This is a genomic window from Leifsonia sp. 115AMFTsu3.1, assembly GCF_004362795.1.
In the GTDB taxonomy this organism is placed as follows: Bacteria; Actinomycetota; Actinomycetes; order Actinomycetales; family Microbacteriaceae; genus Leifsonia.
In genome coordinates this window covers 338934-353954 of sequence record NZ_SNYB01000001.1, presented here as the reverse complement: position 1 = coordinate 353954, position 15021 = coordinate 338934, and the positions used below count along the sequence as shown (strand labels likewise).

The 15021-nt window shown below is 70.0% G+C and carries 13 protein-coding genes and 2 pseudogenes; 6 read left to right on the top strand and 9 right to left on the bottom strand.

Annotated elements, in window-relative coordinates:
* A complete protein-coding gene (locus AXZ95_RS01835; protein ID WP_018189287.1) occupies window positions 1-1320 on the bottom strand; it encodes an NtaA/DmoA family FMN-dependent monooxygenase in 1320 nt (439 codons plus the stop codon).
* 6 nt (window positions 1321-1326) lie between these two features.
* Window positions 1327-2685, bottom strand: coding sequence for an O-acetylhomoserine aminocarboxypropyltransferase/cysteine synthase family protein (locus AXZ95_RS01830; RefSeq protein WP_018189286.1), 1359 nt, complete (start codon window positions 2683-2685; stop codon window positions 1327-1329).
* A 149-nt stretch (window positions 2686-2834) separates the two neighbouring features.
* Between AXZ95_RS01830 and AXZ95_RS01825 the strand changes: the two genes are divergently transcribed.
* The gene (locus AXZ95_RS01825) at window positions 2835-4727 is read left to right on the top strand and encodes an FAD-binding monooxygenase (RefSeq protein WP_018189285.1); all 1893 of its coding nucleotides are present in this window, start codon (window positions 2835-2837) and stop codon (window positions 4725-4727) included.
* A gap of 36 nt (window positions 4728-4763) precedes the next feature.
* Entirely contained in the window at window positions 4764-5669 is a 906-nt protein-coding gene (locus AXZ95_RS01820) for an MBL fold metallo-hydrolase (RefSeq protein WP_018189284.1), read from the top strand.
* Between the two features lie 103 nt (window positions 5670-5772).
* On the opposite strand, the gene AXZ95_RS01815 is transcribed toward AXZ95_RS01820, so the two are convergent.
* The 3 genes from AXZ95_RS01815 to AXZ95_RS01805 form a co-directional block, all read right to left on the bottom strand.
* A complete protein-coding gene (locus AXZ95_RS01815) occupies window positions 5773-6450 on the bottom strand; it encodes an IclR family transcriptional regulator (protein ID WP_269209385.1) in 678 nt (225 codons plus the stop codon).
* 77 nt (window positions 6451-6527) lie between these two features.
* A complete protein-coding gene (locus AXZ95_RS01810) occupies window positions 6528-7721 on the bottom strand; it encodes a lipase family protein (protein ID WP_026307006.1) in 1194 nt (397 codons plus the stop codon).
* A gap of 198 nt (window positions 7722-7919) precedes the next feature.
* The gene (locus AXZ95_RS01805) at window positions 7920-9182 is read right to left on the bottom strand and encodes an AAA family ATPase (protein ID WP_166645309.1); all 1263 of its coding nucleotides are present in this window, start codon (window positions 9180-9182) and stop codon (window positions 7920-7922) included.
* Window positions 9183-9577: 395 nt separating this feature from the next.
* On the opposite strand from AXZ95_RS01805, the pseudogene AXZ95_RS19910 reads away from it, so the two are divergent.
* Both AXZ95_RS19910 and AXZ95_RS19740 read left to right on the top strand, forming a co-directional pair.
* A pseudogene (locus AXZ95_RS19910) lies at window positions 9578-9739 on the top strand (ATP-dependent Clp protease proteolytic subunit); the annotation flags it as partial.
* A 41-nt stretch (window positions 9740-9780) separates the two neighbouring features.
* A pseudogene (locus tag AXZ95_RS19740) lies at window positions 9781-9990 on the top strand (ATP-dependent Clp protease proteolytic subunit); the annotation flags it as partial.
* A 22-nt stretch (window positions 9991-10012) separates the two neighbouring features.
* Here the strand turns inward: AXZ95_RS19740 and AXZ95_RS01795 are convergent.
* Window positions 10013-10486, bottom strand: a complete 474-nt coding sequence (locus tag AXZ95_RS01795; RefSeq protein ID WP_018189280.1) for a hypothetical protein — start codon at window positions 10484-10486, stop codon at window positions 10013-10015.
* Window positions 10487-10711: 225 nt separating this feature from the next.
* Between AXZ95_RS01795 and AXZ95_RS01790 the strand changes: the two genes are divergently transcribed.
* Together AXZ95_RS01790 and AXZ95_RS01785 are read left to right on the top strand one after the other, a co-directional pair.
* The gene (locus AXZ95_RS01790) at window positions 10712-11737 is read left to right on the top strand and encodes a glycoside hydrolase family 6 protein (protein WP_018189279.1); all 1026 of its coding nucleotides are present in this window, start codon (window positions 10712-10714) and stop codon (window positions 11735-11737) included.
* 2 nt (window positions 11738-11739) lie between these two features.
* Window positions 11740-12186 carry a hypothetical protein gene (locus tag AXZ95_RS01785; protein ID WP_231374303.1) on the top strand — a complete coding sequence of 149 codons (447 nt, stop codon included), beginning with the start codon at window positions 11740-11742 and terminating at the stop codon, window positions 12184-12186.
* Window positions 12187-12196: 10 nt separating this feature from the next.
* On the opposite strand, the gene AXZ95_RS01780 is transcribed toward AXZ95_RS01785, so the two are convergent.
* From AXZ95_RS01780 to AXZ95_RS01770, 3 genes are all read right to left on the bottom strand, one after another.
* Window positions 12197-13075: an alpha/beta hydrolase gene (locus AXZ95_RS01780; RefSeq protein WP_018189277.1), complete on the bottom strand. Its 879-nt coding sequence runs from the start codon at window positions 13073-13075 to the stop codon at window positions 12197-12199.
* 47 nt (window positions 13076-13122) lie between these two features.
* The gene (locus AXZ95_RS01775; RefSeq protein ID WP_018189276.1) at window positions 13123-13752 is read right to left on the bottom strand and encodes an HAD-IA family hydrolase; all 630 of its coding nucleotides are present in this window, start codon (window positions 13750-13752) and stop codon (window positions 13123-13125) included.
* Between the two features lie 134 nt (window positions 13753-13886).
* Complete coding sequence (locus AXZ95_RS01770) at window positions 13887-15017, bottom strand: FAD-binding oxidoreductase (RefSeq protein ID WP_026307005.1); 1131 nt, start codon at window positions 15015-15017, stop codon at window positions 13887-13889.
* Window positions 15018-15021 lie beyond the last annotated feature (4 nt).

Genomic DNA, 15021 nt, shown 5'->3' with positions numbered 1-15021 from the left:
TCAGAAGTCGGACAGGTTGCCGCGGATGCCGCCGTCGCCGAACTCGCGCCGCAGGATCCCGCGCCGCCGCAGCACCGGGACGAGCTCGTCCAGGTTGCGATGCAGCGTCACCGGATGCAGGTCGCCGGAGAAGATGAAGCCGTCGTTCGACGCCTCCTCCCCTAGTTCTTCGATGAAGTCGGCGATCTGCTCGGCTGTTCCGACAAATCCTTCGCGGTCGGCGATGCGTCCCTTGACGACCTTCGGTGCGACCAGGTCGCGCAACGTGACACCGTCGCGGATGCCCTGCTTGCCGAACAGCCCCTTGATGCTGCCCTGCGACACGTGGTCGCCGAACACCGAGACGTCGAACGGCTCGTCGAGCGACAGCTGCGTCAGATCGGTCTCCAGATCGCTCGACTGGCCGGCGAGCTCCCGGTACAGTTCCGCGTCGGTGGGATGCTTCGACGCCTCGACGACCCGCCGCGCCTCCTCGTCGCTCGGCACGACCTCCGGCTTGAAGACGAACAGCACCTTGATGGAGTCGGGGTCGCGCCCGGCCGCCACCGCCGCCTCACGCACCTTGGCCCGATAGTCGCGGATGCTCTGCGCGTCCAGCGGGGCGAGGGCGAGCTGCACGTCGGAGTGCGTCCCAGCGAACGCGATGCCGCGCGGCGAGCCGCCCGGCGAGACGATCGCCGGGTCGCCCTCGGTGAACGGCACGGCGTTGAGCGGCCCAGCCACCCGGAAGTACTCGCCCTCGTGTTCGAACGGCCGGATCTTCGAGCCGTCGGCGAAGTGGCGCGTCGCGGCGTCCTCGATGAGCGCGTCGTCATCCCAGCTGTGCCACAGCCGCCGGATCACGGTGAGCCACTCCTCCGCGCGGTCATAGGCCGCATCGTGCGAGAGCGCCGGGAGTCCGAGGTGCCGCGCGCTGCCGACGTCGGTGACCACGTTGACCCCGAGCCGGTGACCGCTTAGGTGGTGCAGACTCGCGAACTGGCGGGCGGCGACGTAGGGAGGGTAGGCGCCGGCGTTGATCGTCGGAGCGACGCCCAGGTGCTGCGTCGCATCCAGCAGATAGGGCGAGAGGATGAGCGGGTCGTGCTTCGGGCCGCCGTACGCCTCGCGCACCCGCAGGTCGACGGTCTCCGGGAAGCCGATCGACAGGGCGTCCTCGATGATGACCAGATCGAGTCCGGCCTGCTCGAGTTCGCGCGCCGACTGCTGGTACAGGTCGGGTCGCGTCCAGCGGTAGTCCCACTCCCAATACGGCCGGCCCCAGCCCTGAGGCCCGAAGCCGCGGCTGAAGAACCAGCCGAAGTGCTGCAGTCGTGCCATGCTCGCCTACCTCCCCGCCACGGCGCTCAGCGGCGCCGACGCCAGCTCTGCGTCCCCCGCGACGGCCGCATCCGCGACCACCACATCCGCCGCAGCGACCGCCGCGATGCCTCGCGCCAGATCCGCGATCAGGTCGTCCGCGTCCTCCAGGCCGATCGACAGGCGCAGCAGCCCTGGGCCGATCCCGATCCCGTCGCGGACGTGCCGGGGCAGGTGCGCGTGCGTGGTCGAGGCCGGGTGGAGGATGAGCGACCGCACGTCTCCGATGTGCGTCATGCGACTGAACAGCTCGACGGCGTCGTAGAACCGTTCGGCCGCTGCGGCACCGCCCGCGAGCGTGAACCCGAGGACCGCGCCCTGACCGCGCGGCAGGTACCGCTGGGCGAGGGGATGCGACGGGTGCGACGGCAGGCCCGCGTATTCGACCCCGGTGACCTCGGGCTGCGCTTCGAGCCAGCGGGCGACGGCGAGCGCGGTGTCCGACTGCCGCTGCACGCGGAGCGAGAGCGTCTCGATGCCCTGCTGGATGAGGAACGCGTTCAGCGGGGACAGCACCGGCCCGAAGAGCGACGCGACGACGGATCGGGTGAACGCCGTGTAGGCGGCCGCGCCGTGCGTGGCCACGTAGCTCTCGCCGTCCAGCCAGTCGTCCGGCCCGGTCAGGTGCGCGAACGGCGACGTCGCCCAGTCGTAACTGCCCTGATCGACGACCAGGCCGCCCAGCGTGGAGCCGTGGCCGCCGAGGTACTTGCTGGCGGAGTGCACGACGATGTCCGCGCCGTGGTCGCCCGGCCGCAGCAGGTATGGGGTGGCGAGCGTGTTGTCGACGATGAAGGGGATGCCGTTCGCGTGCGCGACGGCCGCGACGCCGGCGATGTCGAGGATCTCGGTGCCGGGGTTCGCGATCGACTCCCCGAAGAGCACCCGCGTGGTGGGCCGGATGCGCCGCCGCCATTCCGCGAGGTCGGTCGGGTCGTCGACGAACTCGATCTCGACGCCGAGCCTGCGCAGGCCGTTCTCGAACAGCCCGCGGGTGCCCGAGTAGACGCTCTGGGCTGACAGGATGTGGTCGCCGGCCTGCACGAGGCCGAGCACGGCGACCGTCAGCGCGGCCTGGCCGCTGCCGACCGCGATCGCCTCGCGGCCGTGCTCCAGGGCGGCGACGCGGCGCTCGAGGGCGGCGGTCGTCGGGTTGCCGGAGCGGCTGTAGGTGTACCCGGGCTCGTCGCCGCCGAAGCGGCCTTCCGCCTGCGCGAAGCTGTCGAACTCGAAACCCGCGGTGAGGTAGATGGGTGTGACCCGGGCGCCGTGGGCGGCATCGCGGGCCTCTCCCGCGTGCACCTGGGCTGTGCTGAACTCCGACATCCCCCTATGGTGCGGCACCACCCCCGCTGCGGCGCCTTCTGTTGCACAAAGCTACGCGGTGCAGGCATTACGGGATGGGGTACTCTGGTCGCGCGATATGCGAACGGTGCGTTCGCATAATGAACGACTTACGACGAAGTGAGGTTCCCGTGCAGTTCCACCACCACGGCTACGTGTCCGGCGACCCGCGCGTCCACGAGCCGGCCGGCACCGGGATCGACCGCCCCGCCGAGCTGCCGGACGAGATGGATGTGCTCATCGTGGGCACCGGCCCCGCCGGGATGATCGCCGCAGCCCAGCTCTCCCAGTTCCCGAACGTCACGACACGGATCGTGGAACGCCGCCCGGGCCGGCTCGCCATCGGGCAGGCCGACGGCATCCAGGCCCGCAGCGTCGAGACGTTCCAGGCGTTCGGCTTCGCCGAGCGGATCATCGCCGAGGCCTACCGCATCACCGAGATGGCGTTCTGGAAGCCGGACCCCGCAGACCCCTCTCGGATCGTCCGCACCGCGCGCCCGGTCGACGACCCCACCGGTGTCAGCGAGTTCCCCCACCTGATCGTCAACCAGGCCCGCGTGCTCGACTACTTCGCCGAGGTGATGGCGAACTCGCCGGCCAGGATGACGCCCGACTACGGCTACGAGTTCGTGCGGCTCGAGGTCGGCGAGGGCGAGCATCCCGTCGCCGTCACCCTGCGCCGGACGGCCGGACCGGACGAGGGCGCCGAGCGCGTGGTGCACACGAAGTACGTCGTCGGCGCGGACGGTGCGCGCAGCAAGGTCCGCGAAGCCATCGGCTGCCACCTCGCCGGCGACCAGGCGAACCACGCCTGGGGTGTGATGGATGCGCTGGCCGTCACCGACTTCCCGGACATCCGCACCAAGTGCTCGATCCAGTCGGAGGCGGGCAACATCCTGCTCATCCCCCGCGAAGGCGGCTACCTGTTCCGGATGTACGTCGACCTCGGCGAGGTCTCGGCCGAAGACAAGGGCGCCATCCGGGCCACCTCCATCGAGCAGATCATCGAGCAGGCCAACCGCATCCTGCACCCGTACACGCTGGATGTGCGCAACGTCGCCTGGCACAGCGTGTACGAGGTCGGTCACCGGCTCACCGACCGCTTCGACGACGTGCTGCCGGAGGAGCTCGGGATGCGAACCCCGCGCGTCTTCATCACCGGCGACGCCTGCCATACGCACAGCGCGAAGGCCGGCCAGGGCATGAACGTCTCGATGCAGGACGGCTTCAACATCGGCTGGAAGCTCGGGCACGTGCTCGACGGCCGCAGCCCGGAGAGCCTGCTCGCCACCTACTCCGCCGAGCGGCAGGTCGTCGCGAAGGACCTCATCGACTTCGACAAACAGTGGTCGACCCTGATGGCGAAGAAGCCGGAGGAGTTCGAGAGCCCGTCGGAGCTGGAGGACTTCTACGTGCGCACGGCCGAGTTCCCGGCCGGGTTCATGACCCAGTACGCGCCGTCGCTGATCGTCGGGGAGCAGGTCCACCAGGAGCTCGCGACCGGTTTTCCGATCGGCAAGCGCTTCAAGTCCGCTCCCGTGGAACGGGTGTGCGACGGCAACCCGGTGCACCTGGGCCACCATGCGCGCGCCGACGGCCGGTGGCGCATCTACGTCTTCGCCGACGCCGCCCGGGCCGGTGAGCCCTCGGCGGTGGCCGACCTCGCCTCCTGGCTGTCGTCGTCGCCCGAGTCGCCGCTCGCCGCGACGCCTGCCGGCGCAGACCCGGACGCCTGGTTCGACGTCAAGGTGATCTATCAGCAGGACCACACGGCGGTCGACCTGGGCGCGGTCCCCGAGCTCTTCCTCCCGCGCGTGGGGCCGTTCGGCCTGATCGACTACGAGAAGGTGTACGCCGCCGACCCGGACGACGACATCTTCGCGGTCCGCGGGATCGACCGCGCCGGTGCGGTCGTCGCCGTGCGGCCCGACCAGTACGTGTCGGCGGTTCTGCCCCTGGCGGCCACGGACGAGCTGGCGGCGTTCTTCCGTCCGATCCTGCGGAGCAGGGAGCTGGCCGGCTGACGCTCGAGGGTCCGGCGATCGTCTAGCCTGGCGGGCGTGGACCGCTTCGAGACCATCGCCGAGGGCGTGCACGCAGTACGCATCCCCATGCCGAGCGGCGGGCTGCCGTACAGCCTGGCCTACCTCGTCGAAGACGATCGTGGTCGCCTCCACGTCATCGACCCGGGCTCCCCCACGGTCGAGGCGACCGGCGCGCTCCTGGGCGCGGTGGATGCGCTGGGCCGCGCGCCGCGCGACATCGCTTCGATCGTCATCACGCACCTGCATGCCGACCACGCGGGAGGCGCCGCGGCCGTGCGTGCAGCGAGCGGCGCCGCCCTGCTGATGCACGCGCGCGAGGCCGAGGCCGCCGCGGCGCTCGCCCGAGGGATCCCCGCGCCGGACCTGGACGCGTGGGGCGTTCCCGCCGACCGCCGCCCGGAGCTGCTTGCGGCCGTCGCCTCACCCGTCGCGGCCAGCCTGCCCGCACCGGACGCCGTGCTCGCGGACGGGGACCTTCTCGACATCCCGGGCCGTCGCCTCCGCGCGTTGTGGACGCCCGGGCACACTCCCGGCCATCTGTGCCTCAACGACGAGGATGCCGGGCTCGTCTTCACCGGGGACCATGTGCTGCCGACCGTCAACTCCGGTCTCGGCCTCGGCGGCCCGACCGCCACGAACCCGATCGCCGACTACCTCGCCGGCCTCAGCCGCATCGGGGATCTGGACGCGCTCGCCCTGCCCGGGCACGAGCATCCCTTCACCGGCCTGGCGGAGCGCACGGCCACCCTGCGCGAGCACCACCTCCGCCGGTCGCGGGAGGTCGCTGCGCATCCCTCCGGCACCGTGTGGGAGATCGCGCGCGACCTGACCTGGACCGGCGGCTGGGACTCCCTCTCCGGCTTCACCCTGCTCTCCGCCCTCGCCCAAACCGCCCAGCACCGCGACTTCGTCGCCCCCTGACGCCTCCTTGCCCGTTCCCCCCACCGTCGAGTCCGCACAAATTGCACACGAAACGCCGCGCGAGCGTGCAAAGTTTGCGGACTCGACGGTGGGTGGGAGGGGGTCAGCGGAGGTCGGACTCGATGGCGGCGGCGGCGGTGCGCAGGCGTGCTCCGATCGCGGCGGCGTCCACGTCGTTCCCGACGTAGACGACGGCGAGCGCCGCCACGGGCTGCCCGGGCGCCACGACCGGCACGGCGATCGACGCGAGACCCGCGATCACCTCGTCGTGGCTGGTCGCGTACCCCCGGCGCTGCGCGAGTGCGGCGTCGTCGCGGGGATGCTCCCCCGGCAGCGCCCGCCACTGCGCCTCGGTCAGGGCGGACTGGATGGCGATCCCCGGCGCACCCGAGGCGAGCGGGTGCCGCGTGCCCGGCCGCTGGGCGACCGTGGCGTGCGCGTGCGACGGCTCCACGGTCACCAGCGTGACCACGTCGTGGCGGTCGAGCACCGCGAGGAAGGCCGTCATCGTGAGCTCGTTCGCGACGGCCGTCAGCTGCGGAAGGGCCGCCGACTGCAAATCGCGCGACACCGACCGTGCGAGTGTCGCCATCCGCGGCCCGAGCTCCACCGCACCGGCCGCGTCGCGCACGACGAGCCCGTGATCTTCCAGCGTGCGGAGGATGCGGTACGTGATCGAGCGGTGCAGGCCCAGCCGCGACGCGATCACCGGGATGCTGAGCGGCTCCCCCGCGTCGGCGAGCAGTTCGAGCATCCGGATGCCGCGCGACAGGGTCTGCAGCGGCGGCGTCTGCGTACTCGTCTGGCCAGAGGGTTGCGCGGCATCATCGGTAGGCACGTGTTCGATTATAGAAACGATCAGCCGTTCGACCTGTCCGAGCGCTCGAAGAACCGCAGCACCGCCGGCATCGCCTTATTCGCCACCGTGCCGTGTGTCGCTCCCGCGATCTGGTCGTACACCACGTCCGTCCCGCGCCTCTTCTCTTCTGCCACGAAAGCCGCCGTCGCCGACGGTCGCACCAGCGTGTCGTTGAGCCCTTGGGCCACCAGCACCGGCGCCGGGATCGGCATTCCGCCCGGCGTGTTGGCCGCGAGCAGTCCCGCCCACGGCTCCGTCGTCTCCGGATCGCCCGACAGGAACCGGCCGACCAGGGGCTGTGCCACATCGTGCAGGGCGCTGTTCTGGGTGAGCAGACAGAATCCCGCCATCGTCGGAACGGCTGCGACGGCGGAGGGAGTGAGGATCGAGTCGAGCGGCGCCCCGTACACCTCCGAATACGCATCGAACGCGTATGACGCGATGCTGACCCCCGAGACGTCGCCGATGTCGGCGCGCATCAGGGACGCCAGGTCGGTCGCAGGGGCGGCGACGGCGACCGCTCGCACATCGAGTTCCGGCGCGTACGCCTTCCACAGCTGAGCTGCGAAGAGGGCCGCCTGGCCGCCCTGGGAATGCCCCCACAGCAGGACCCGGTCGCTCGCGGCCGACCCGAGGAAATCGCGGGCGGCACGCGCCGCGTCGAGCACGTTCCGCCCTTCGGTCCCGCCGACGAGGTACGAGTTCGGTCCGCCGACTCCCATCCCCGTGTAGTCGCTCGAGACCACCGCGTAGCCCTGGTCGAGCAGCACCCGCAAGCCTTCGATCCACACGTACGGGTCGACCGAGCGGGACGGCGCGCACTTCTCCGCGCTCCCGGTCGTCGGATGCGCCCACGACACGATGGTCCGGCCGCCGTCGGGCGCTGGTCCGTCCGGCTCCAGCAGCATCCCGCTGTTCAGGACCGGTCGGCCTGTCAGGTCGGTGGAGCGGAACAGGATGCGCCATGCGGTCGCTCCGAACGGGCCGCCGGCCGCCAACTCGGAACGCACGATCTCGCCCGGCTTCCCCGCAGCGGCGGGCGGATCGTCGTAGAAGGTCCCGGTGTACGGCCGCGCCGCGAGGTCCTCCTCGCCGCGCACCTCTTGCGAGCATCCGCCGAGGAGTGCGGCCGTCAGCACGGCGACGAGTGCGCCGCCTGTTCCGGCATACGCCCTTCTCGCCCGCTTCCGCACCCGACCATGGTGGCATGCAGCATGCCCGGCCGCGCGAGTCTGCCCTGCGCAGATTCGCGACGGGCAGAAGCCGCAGACACCGCGGTCCGCGGCTCCCACACTGGGCTCATGGACACCGACAAGACCTCTCCCGTGCAACGGCTGCTCGACGTCCCTTCCCTTGCCACCAGCGCCGTTTAATGGTCCGAGTTGTGTTGCTTATTCAAGTGAAGGCGCGGCTGCGCCGCGCTCCCCAAAGATGACCTGTTCTAATTCTTGATAGACGGCCATACGGGGCAGCAGATGCTTGGCCAATGTATCGCGTGCAAATGCCTCCGCAGTACTACCCGCACCCGACAATGAGAGCAGCCGCCGTAGGCCTTCTGCGATCGTTCCCGCAGCTCGCTTTATATCGTCGTGGTCATTGCCACGGCGGACGCTTGCAGCTATCGCCTCTGCGCGAATCGTTTGAGCCTCGCCGATCTTGTCCAATGCACCCTCGCTCACACACAATTCGGCAATTACCTCTTCATCGAAGAGATAGGCCTCGATATGGCGTCGACTTAGGACACGAGTACCGATCGCTTCAAGCGCAGCGATTTCCTCCTCGCTTTTGTAATCCCGGTCGACCACACGCGTGACCAGCGTCCCTGCCGAGATCGTCTGAATCGCATGTCCTACGCCCAACCGGTCGCGGGTAGTATCGCTGGAATTTCCAACGGAAATGAAATCCGCTTCAGGGTGAGTCGACTTGAAGATTCTTCGATAACACTCGGCATCGTAGGCGGCATTGACGTCAGCGGGTCCCGTACTCGGGCGGCCCTCACATAGCACAACGTGCTCAGGAGCAACCAGCGCGGCAACATCGCCCAGCGCCACATTAAGAGTGCGAGCCCAGAATTCCCGGGACGGCTCAATAGGTGTCAGGTTTACTGGAAAGTCGTAATCAACGCCTTCCATGTCGATAAACGCGACTGAACCAGGATCGGCCTTCGCGATTTCCCATGCCTTTCGCATGAAACCAATGCTGTGACTCGCTAACCAAAGCTGACAGCCAGGCGGGAGCAGGTCAACTAGCGCTACCAGGAGGCTCGCCTGAATCCGCGAATTCAGATGCGTCTCCGGTTCGTCAATGCACCAGATCGAGTTGTTGAAATATTCACGTTTGATCACACCGTCAAGCAAGAGATCGAACGCCGCCTTCTCTCCCGCGGACAGGTTCTTGTAAAGGAAGCCGTTGGAATTACCTTTCGCGAAGTAGAAGGTGCCTTCCGAAGCGCTGGTGCCAGCTACCCCGCCAACACCCGTGAGTTCGAGGTCCGGGAAAACAACTCGCATTGCGTCTCGCACCTGCCCGATGACGCGATCCCGGATCGCAGCCCTGGGCATGTCGGCGGGAAGCGACTCGTCGTACACACCGTCGATCGTCTGCATCAACAGGCGCTGGTAGTTTTCGGATACCGCCATGTCGTTGTCGATCATTCGGTTCGTGCGCGGCTGGTCCAAAGGCGAGCCGAGCCGGGTGAAAGACGAAACATTGAAGTCTGCTTCATTCCGGAATGCGGTCCTGACGTAGATCAACCGCTTCAGATCTTCCGGGCCACTAGGAAGCGGCTCATGGAAGTCGACTCGCACGTGTTGGGGCCACGAGATAGGTGGCGTACCCACTTTGGCCCCGTATGCCTCATCCCATCCCACTCCGGGGCCGCCACTGAGTCCGTGCCACGTCTTCAGGCCGTCAAAAAGCGACGATTTCCCCGACCCATTCGGCCCAGCAAGAACTACCAATTTAGCGGTGGCTGGGATGCCCGAGATAGTCGTCTCCGTAAAGCGCTTGAATCCCGTGAGATGAATAGACGAAATGTGCATGGCCCATTATGCATTGGCCAAAAACCGGGTGGCTTTCACGATTTGTCCCGGTCGCGATCCTCGACACCATGAACTTCGTGAAAGCCGACGTGGCCACGCTCGCGCTGGGCTTCGCCGCCTCCATGGGCCAGTTCCTGCTGTCGTCGGGGAAGCGCGGCAAGCGCTACGCCCTGCCGAACTCCTCCGTGGTCATGCACCAGCCGCACGGCGGCTTCGGCGGGACCTCGACCTCCAGACGCAGGCGAAGCAGATCCTGCACTTCAAGCGGCGGATGGCCGAGCTCACCAGCGAGCAGACCGGACGCCCGGTGGCGCAGATCATCGAGGACGGCGACCGCGACCGCTGGTTCACCGCCGACGAGGCCCGCGACTACGGCTTCGTGGATGAGGTGGTCGGCTCGACGACGGCGCTCAAGCCGTAGCCGCCCTCCAACCGCGGAGCGGTCAGGCGGAGACGGGCTGCCGGGTGTTGACCACATCCACCCGGGCGTCGATGAACGAGTGCACGCTCTCGTGGATGTGGTACTGCGTGTGCGAGAGGCGCGCGTCCCTGCTCCGCAGCAGCGCGCGTGCGGCCGCCCGACGCGCGCGCAGACGCCCGAGCGAGATCGCGGAGGCGAGCAGCACCGCCAGAGCCAGCGCGGCACCCGCGCCGTCGACCGCCGCCTGCCACCCGGGGGAGGTCACGGCGAGGGCGACCGCCCAGGCGGCACCGATCACGATGAGCGCCGTGCCGGCGGTCCACAGCGTGACGCGGGCGAGGCGCAGCGGATGCGTCGCGAGCAGCGCCCGGGCCTCCGCGTTCTCGCGCTCGTGCTGACGACGGCGTTCCTTCGCCCAGTGCAGGTCGCGCTCGTGGCGGCGGGCGAGCAGTTGGGCCCGGTCGTGGGCATGGTTGTAGGGCAGGGTGGTGTGCACGATACGTCCTTTGCGCGTTCGGGTTCTCCCGCGGACCGGTTTCGGGTCGGCTCCCGCGGGGCTCAAGACAGTAACTCGGGTGTGACATCCGCGAGCATAGCCAGAAAGACCGGTCTGTGGGTCGTTTGGAGGACACGGTTCTGTACCCCAATCCGGGCGACACGGATGCGGTCCACCCGGCGCTGTTAGGGTGTGGACTTCCGGGAGTGCGCGGAAGGGGAGCGGATGCGGAAACCGGTCGTCGCAGCAGTCGTGGGGGCGCTCGCCCTCATAGCGGTCGCCGCGGCCGTCGGCGTGGGCCTCAAAGCCGCCACGCCCGCCCCGGCGGCGAGCGCACCCTCGAGTCCTCCCCCGACCACAGACCGGCAGGCGCCGGCGTTCGCGTCGCCGCGGCTCTATCTCGATCCGAATACCGAGGCCGCCGCCGCGCAGAAGCGCCTGCTCGCCCTCGGGGACACCGCCGGTGCGGACGTCGCCGATCAGATCGCCACGGTGCCGACGGCGGTCTGGCTGGGTGAGTGGTTCCAAGGTGACCGGCTGGTGACCGAGCTCCGCAACGACATCACGGACGCCCGAGCGCAGAAGGCCACCCCGGTCTTCGTCGCCTACGGCATCCCGAACCGCGACTGCGGCGGATACTCGAAGGGCGGCCTCGCCGCCGACCAGTACCTGCCGTGGATCCGCACCATGGCATCCACCCTCCAGGGCAGTGGCGCGGTCGTGCTGCTGGAGCCCGACTCGCTGGCCATGCTGTCGTCCGAGAAGTGCGCGGGCTCGGCGGAGGTCCGTCTTCCGCTGCTGCGTTCGTCGGTGAGCATCCTCGAGGGGGCGGGCGTCGCCACCTACCTCGACGGCGGGAACGCCCGCTGGCTGTCGCCGGACGACCAGGCCGCGTGGCTGAAGCGCGCGAACATCGAGGAGGCGCACGGCTTCTTCACCAATGTCTCGAACTTCGACACCACGCAGCGCGAACGCGACTACGCGGGCCGCCTCTCGTCGAAGGTCGGCTGGAAGCACTACGTGATCGACGTCTCCCGCAACGGCAACGGCTGGACGGGCACGTGGTGCAATCCGCCGGGTGCCGCTCTCGGCCAGGACCCGAAGGTGACCGAAGGCAGCGACGGCAAGCTGGATGCGCTGCTCTGGGTGAAGCATCCCGGCGTCAGCGACGGCAGTTGCAACGGCGGTCCGGCCGCGGGCGTCTGGTGGCAGGCCGGAGCGGAGGCGCTCGTGAACGGCCGCGACAAGTGACCGTGAGCGCCTGCGAGCAGCTAGCCGCTGCCTGCGACCGCCTCGCCGCGCGGACTCCGCCCCTGTCGCCGGGGCGGTTCCTGCGCGACCTCGGCCACGAGGTCGCGGGGGTCCGGCGCGGCCCCTTGTGGTTCCTCGACGCCGGGCGGGGCGGCTCCAACCGCATCCGAGGCCGCGGCTTCCGCCGGCACGTCGACGACGGGACGGAGGGCCAGGCGCGCCACTTCGCCGGGATCGTCTCGGTCGCCGCCCGCGTGGGGCCGGGTCCGGCCCGCTGGCTGTCCATCCACGTCGGACGCGATGCGCCCGACACCGCCGACGGCCGCCTCACCGATCTCGCGCTCGACTTCGTGCGGTCCGTCCGCTCGGGCGAACTGCCGCTGAGCGACACCGGCGGCTGGGTGCGGGCGCGGCTCTGCGCGGGCGCCGCATCCTTCCAGCGCTCCTGAGCCGCCGCTGCTACTCCGTCGACGGCAGGTGACGCCCGCGGTGGATCTCGTACAGGCTCGCGTGCCCGGGCGAATCGGGGTCGTCGACGATCGGCTGGTCGGCCATGAACAGCCGGATGATGTGGGCCAGCTCGCCGGGATGGCTGAAGTTGATCGCGTGCGCCGCCCCCTCGATCCGCACCACCAGCACGTGGTTGTCCGTCGCCGACGCGATCTCCCGCACCCGGTCCGGGCCGGGCAGCAGCGGGTCGCGGTCGCCGATCACGACGAGGGTCGGGATGCGCAGCTCCAGCAGCCGCTCCAGCGACGGGTACGACGTGAGGGCGCTGAACATCTTGAACGTGCTCGGAACGCCGAAGCGGAGGTAGTCGGGCGTCGCCACCCGCATCATCCGGGGCGGCTCACGGCCACCGTCCTTGGTCAGCTGGCCGATGGCCCGACGCAGCGGCCGGTTGTAGACGCCTCCCGCCGGCGAGACCAGGATGGCGCGCTCGATGCGCTCGGGATAGTGGTGCGCGAACTCGAGGATGACCGGGCAACCCATGGAGTTGCCGACGAGGGTGACCGTCTCGATGCCCCGGTCGTCGAGGAACCGCGCTGCGTCGCGCGCGAGGTCCGGGATGTCGAGACCCTGCGGCACCTTGCCGCTCCGGCCGAAGCCGGGCAGGTCGGGGACGAGGGTGTGGAACTCGTTCGCGAGCCGCTCGGCGGTGGGCAGCAGGTACCGGCCGGACAGGCCGAAGCCGTGCACGTGCATCATCGCCGGGGCGTCCGGCGGGTTCGGCGATTCGCGGTAGAACACGTCGACCCCGTCGACGACGGTCCATCGCTCGGAGAGGCTCGACGCCGGTCGGCGCGGGAGGCGCCGCGGCACGCTCTTGGTGCTCATGGCGCGATCCTGCTCGCCTCAGGCGGCCTCGCGCAATGCAGTACCTGTCAGCGCAGCGCGGCCCGGAATCCGGCGTAGTCGTTGAGCCGGTCGAGACCCGCGGTGGCCGCGGATTCGTGCGACCCCACCACGACGACGCGAGCGCCGGACGCCACGGCGGCAGCGATGCCGGCCTCCGCGTCCTCGAACACGACGCAGTCGCCGATCGGTACGCCGAGCTGCTCGGCGGCGCGGAGGTAGCCCTCGGGATCCGGCTTGCCGTGGGTGACGTCCTCCGCAGCGACGAGAACGTCGGGCACGGGGACTCCGGCGGCGCGGAGTCGGCCGACGGCCAGCTCGCGCGGCGCACTGGTCACCACGGCGACCGGCACTCCGTCGGCCACGAGACGGCGGAGCAGAGCGACCGCGCCCGGGATCTCGACGATGCCGTCGGTGCGGGTGACCTCCTCTGCGACGAGCCCGCCGACCAGGCCGGCCCGCTCGTCGTCGGTCAGTGCGGGGAGGAAGTGCGCGACGGTGTCGACCGCCTGCCGGCCGTGAGCGTACGCGAGCAGTGCCGACGCATCCAGCCCGTGGCGGTCGGCGAACGCCGTCCAGACGGATTCGACCACCGCCGTCGAGTCGACGAGAGTCCCATCCATGTCGAACAGGAAACCGGCCGCCGAGATCTCATCCACTCTCCGAGCTTAGGAGACGGCAGCGGATGCGGCCCCCGGGCCAGACGAGAAGGGCGACGAGAGGCGCGACGAGAAAGGGGCGGAGGGGGCCCATCCCACGGTGCCGCCGGAGCGGCGGACCCCCTCCGCGACGTTCACACCAGGGCGGCTGAGAAGCGCGCGGGGCGGAACGTGTCGAGCAGCGGCGACTTCTCGCCGGTCAGGATCTCGCGGGCGAGGAGTTCGCCCGCGATCAGCCCGAGCGTCGCGCCGCTGTGGGTGAAGGCCACGAAGTAGCCGTCGATCTGCTCCAGTTCGCCGAGCACGGGCTCGCCGTCGCCGGGGATGGGCTTGCCGCCGATGCCGAAGCCGTCGAGCTCCAGCGTCGGGTGGCCGGCGAGCACGCGCGACGCCTCCTCCAGCAGCCGGTCGACGATGCCGTCCGGCACGGTCACGGAGCCGTCGTCTCCGACGATCAGCGCCTCCTCCGACCAGGCCGAGTCGAGGGCGAGGGCGCCGGTCGGGGTCGGACGGACGGCGACGTCGGGCGTATTCAGCACGGCCGTGAGCCCGGTCTGCACCGGCTTGGTCCAGACGAGGAGCGCCTCGGGGCTGCCGTCCTCGATCGTCACGCCGTGCTCGGCCACCTGGGCGGGGACGCCGGGGCCGGTCGCGAGCAGCACGGCGTCGGCGTCGAAGCGACGGCCGTCGGGGGTGACCGCGCCGACGGCGCGGCCGTCCTCCACCACGACCTCGACGTGTCCGGCGTTGGTGATCAGTGTTCCGCCGCGCGACGTGAACTCGGCCGCGAGGTACGCGATGAGCGACGGCAGGTCGACCCAGCCCTCGCCCGGGTTGAAGATGGCGCCCTCGGTGGCGATGGCCGCCGGGTCGACCCCGGGGGCCCACTCGGCGATGTCGTCGGCGCTGAGCCACTGGGCGTCGTAGCCGATGGCACGCTCGTGCTCCAGGATGTGCGCGAACGACTCGCCCTCCGGCGCCCAGGTCAGCCCGCCGTCGAAGCGCAGGAACTCCGCGACGTCGGCGCGGGCCGCGAGGGTGCGGTAGCGGTCGATCCCGAGCTGGCGCAGCGCGTGGTACTCCGGCGAGCGCAGGCCGGCCGTGTTGAGCCAGGAGAGCGAGCGTCCGCTTGCGCCGCTGGCGAGCTCCGCCTCGGTGAGCAGCGTCACCTGGGCGCCGGAGCGGACCAGCTGGGTCGCGGTCGAGACGCCGAGGATGCCGCCGCCGATGACGACGACGCGGGTGCGGGTGGATGGTGCGGTCATGGTG

What these genes read in the sequence shown, in the direction of transcription:
- AXZ95_RS01835 (WP_018189287.1), bottom strand. Translation starts at nt 1,320, where the DNA reads ATGGCACGACTGCAGCACTTCGGCTGGTTCTTCAGCCGCGGCTTCGGG.
- AXZ95_RS01830 (WP_018189286.1), bottom strand. Translation starts at nt 2,685, where the DNA reads ATGTCGGAGTTCAGCACAGCCCAGGTGCACGCGGGAGAGGCCCGCGAT.
- AXZ95_RS01805 (WP_166645309.1), bottom strand. Translation starts at nt 9,182, where the DNA reads ATGATCGACAACGACATGGCGGTATCCGAAAACTACCAGCGCCTGTTG.
- AXZ95_RS01790 (WP_018189279.1), top strand. Translation starts at nt 10,712, where the DNA reads ATGCGGAAACCGGTCGTCGCAGCAGTCGTGGGGGCGCTCGCCCTCATA.
- AXZ95_RS01780 (WP_018189277.1), bottom strand. Translation starts at nt 13,075, where the DNA reads ATGAGCACCAAGAGCGTGCCGCGGCGCCTCCCGCGCCGACCGGCGTCG.
- AXZ95_RS01770 (WP_026307005.1), bottom strand. Translation starts at nt 15,017, where the DNA reads ATGACCGCACCATCCACCCGCACCCGCGTCGTCGTCATCGGCGGCGGC.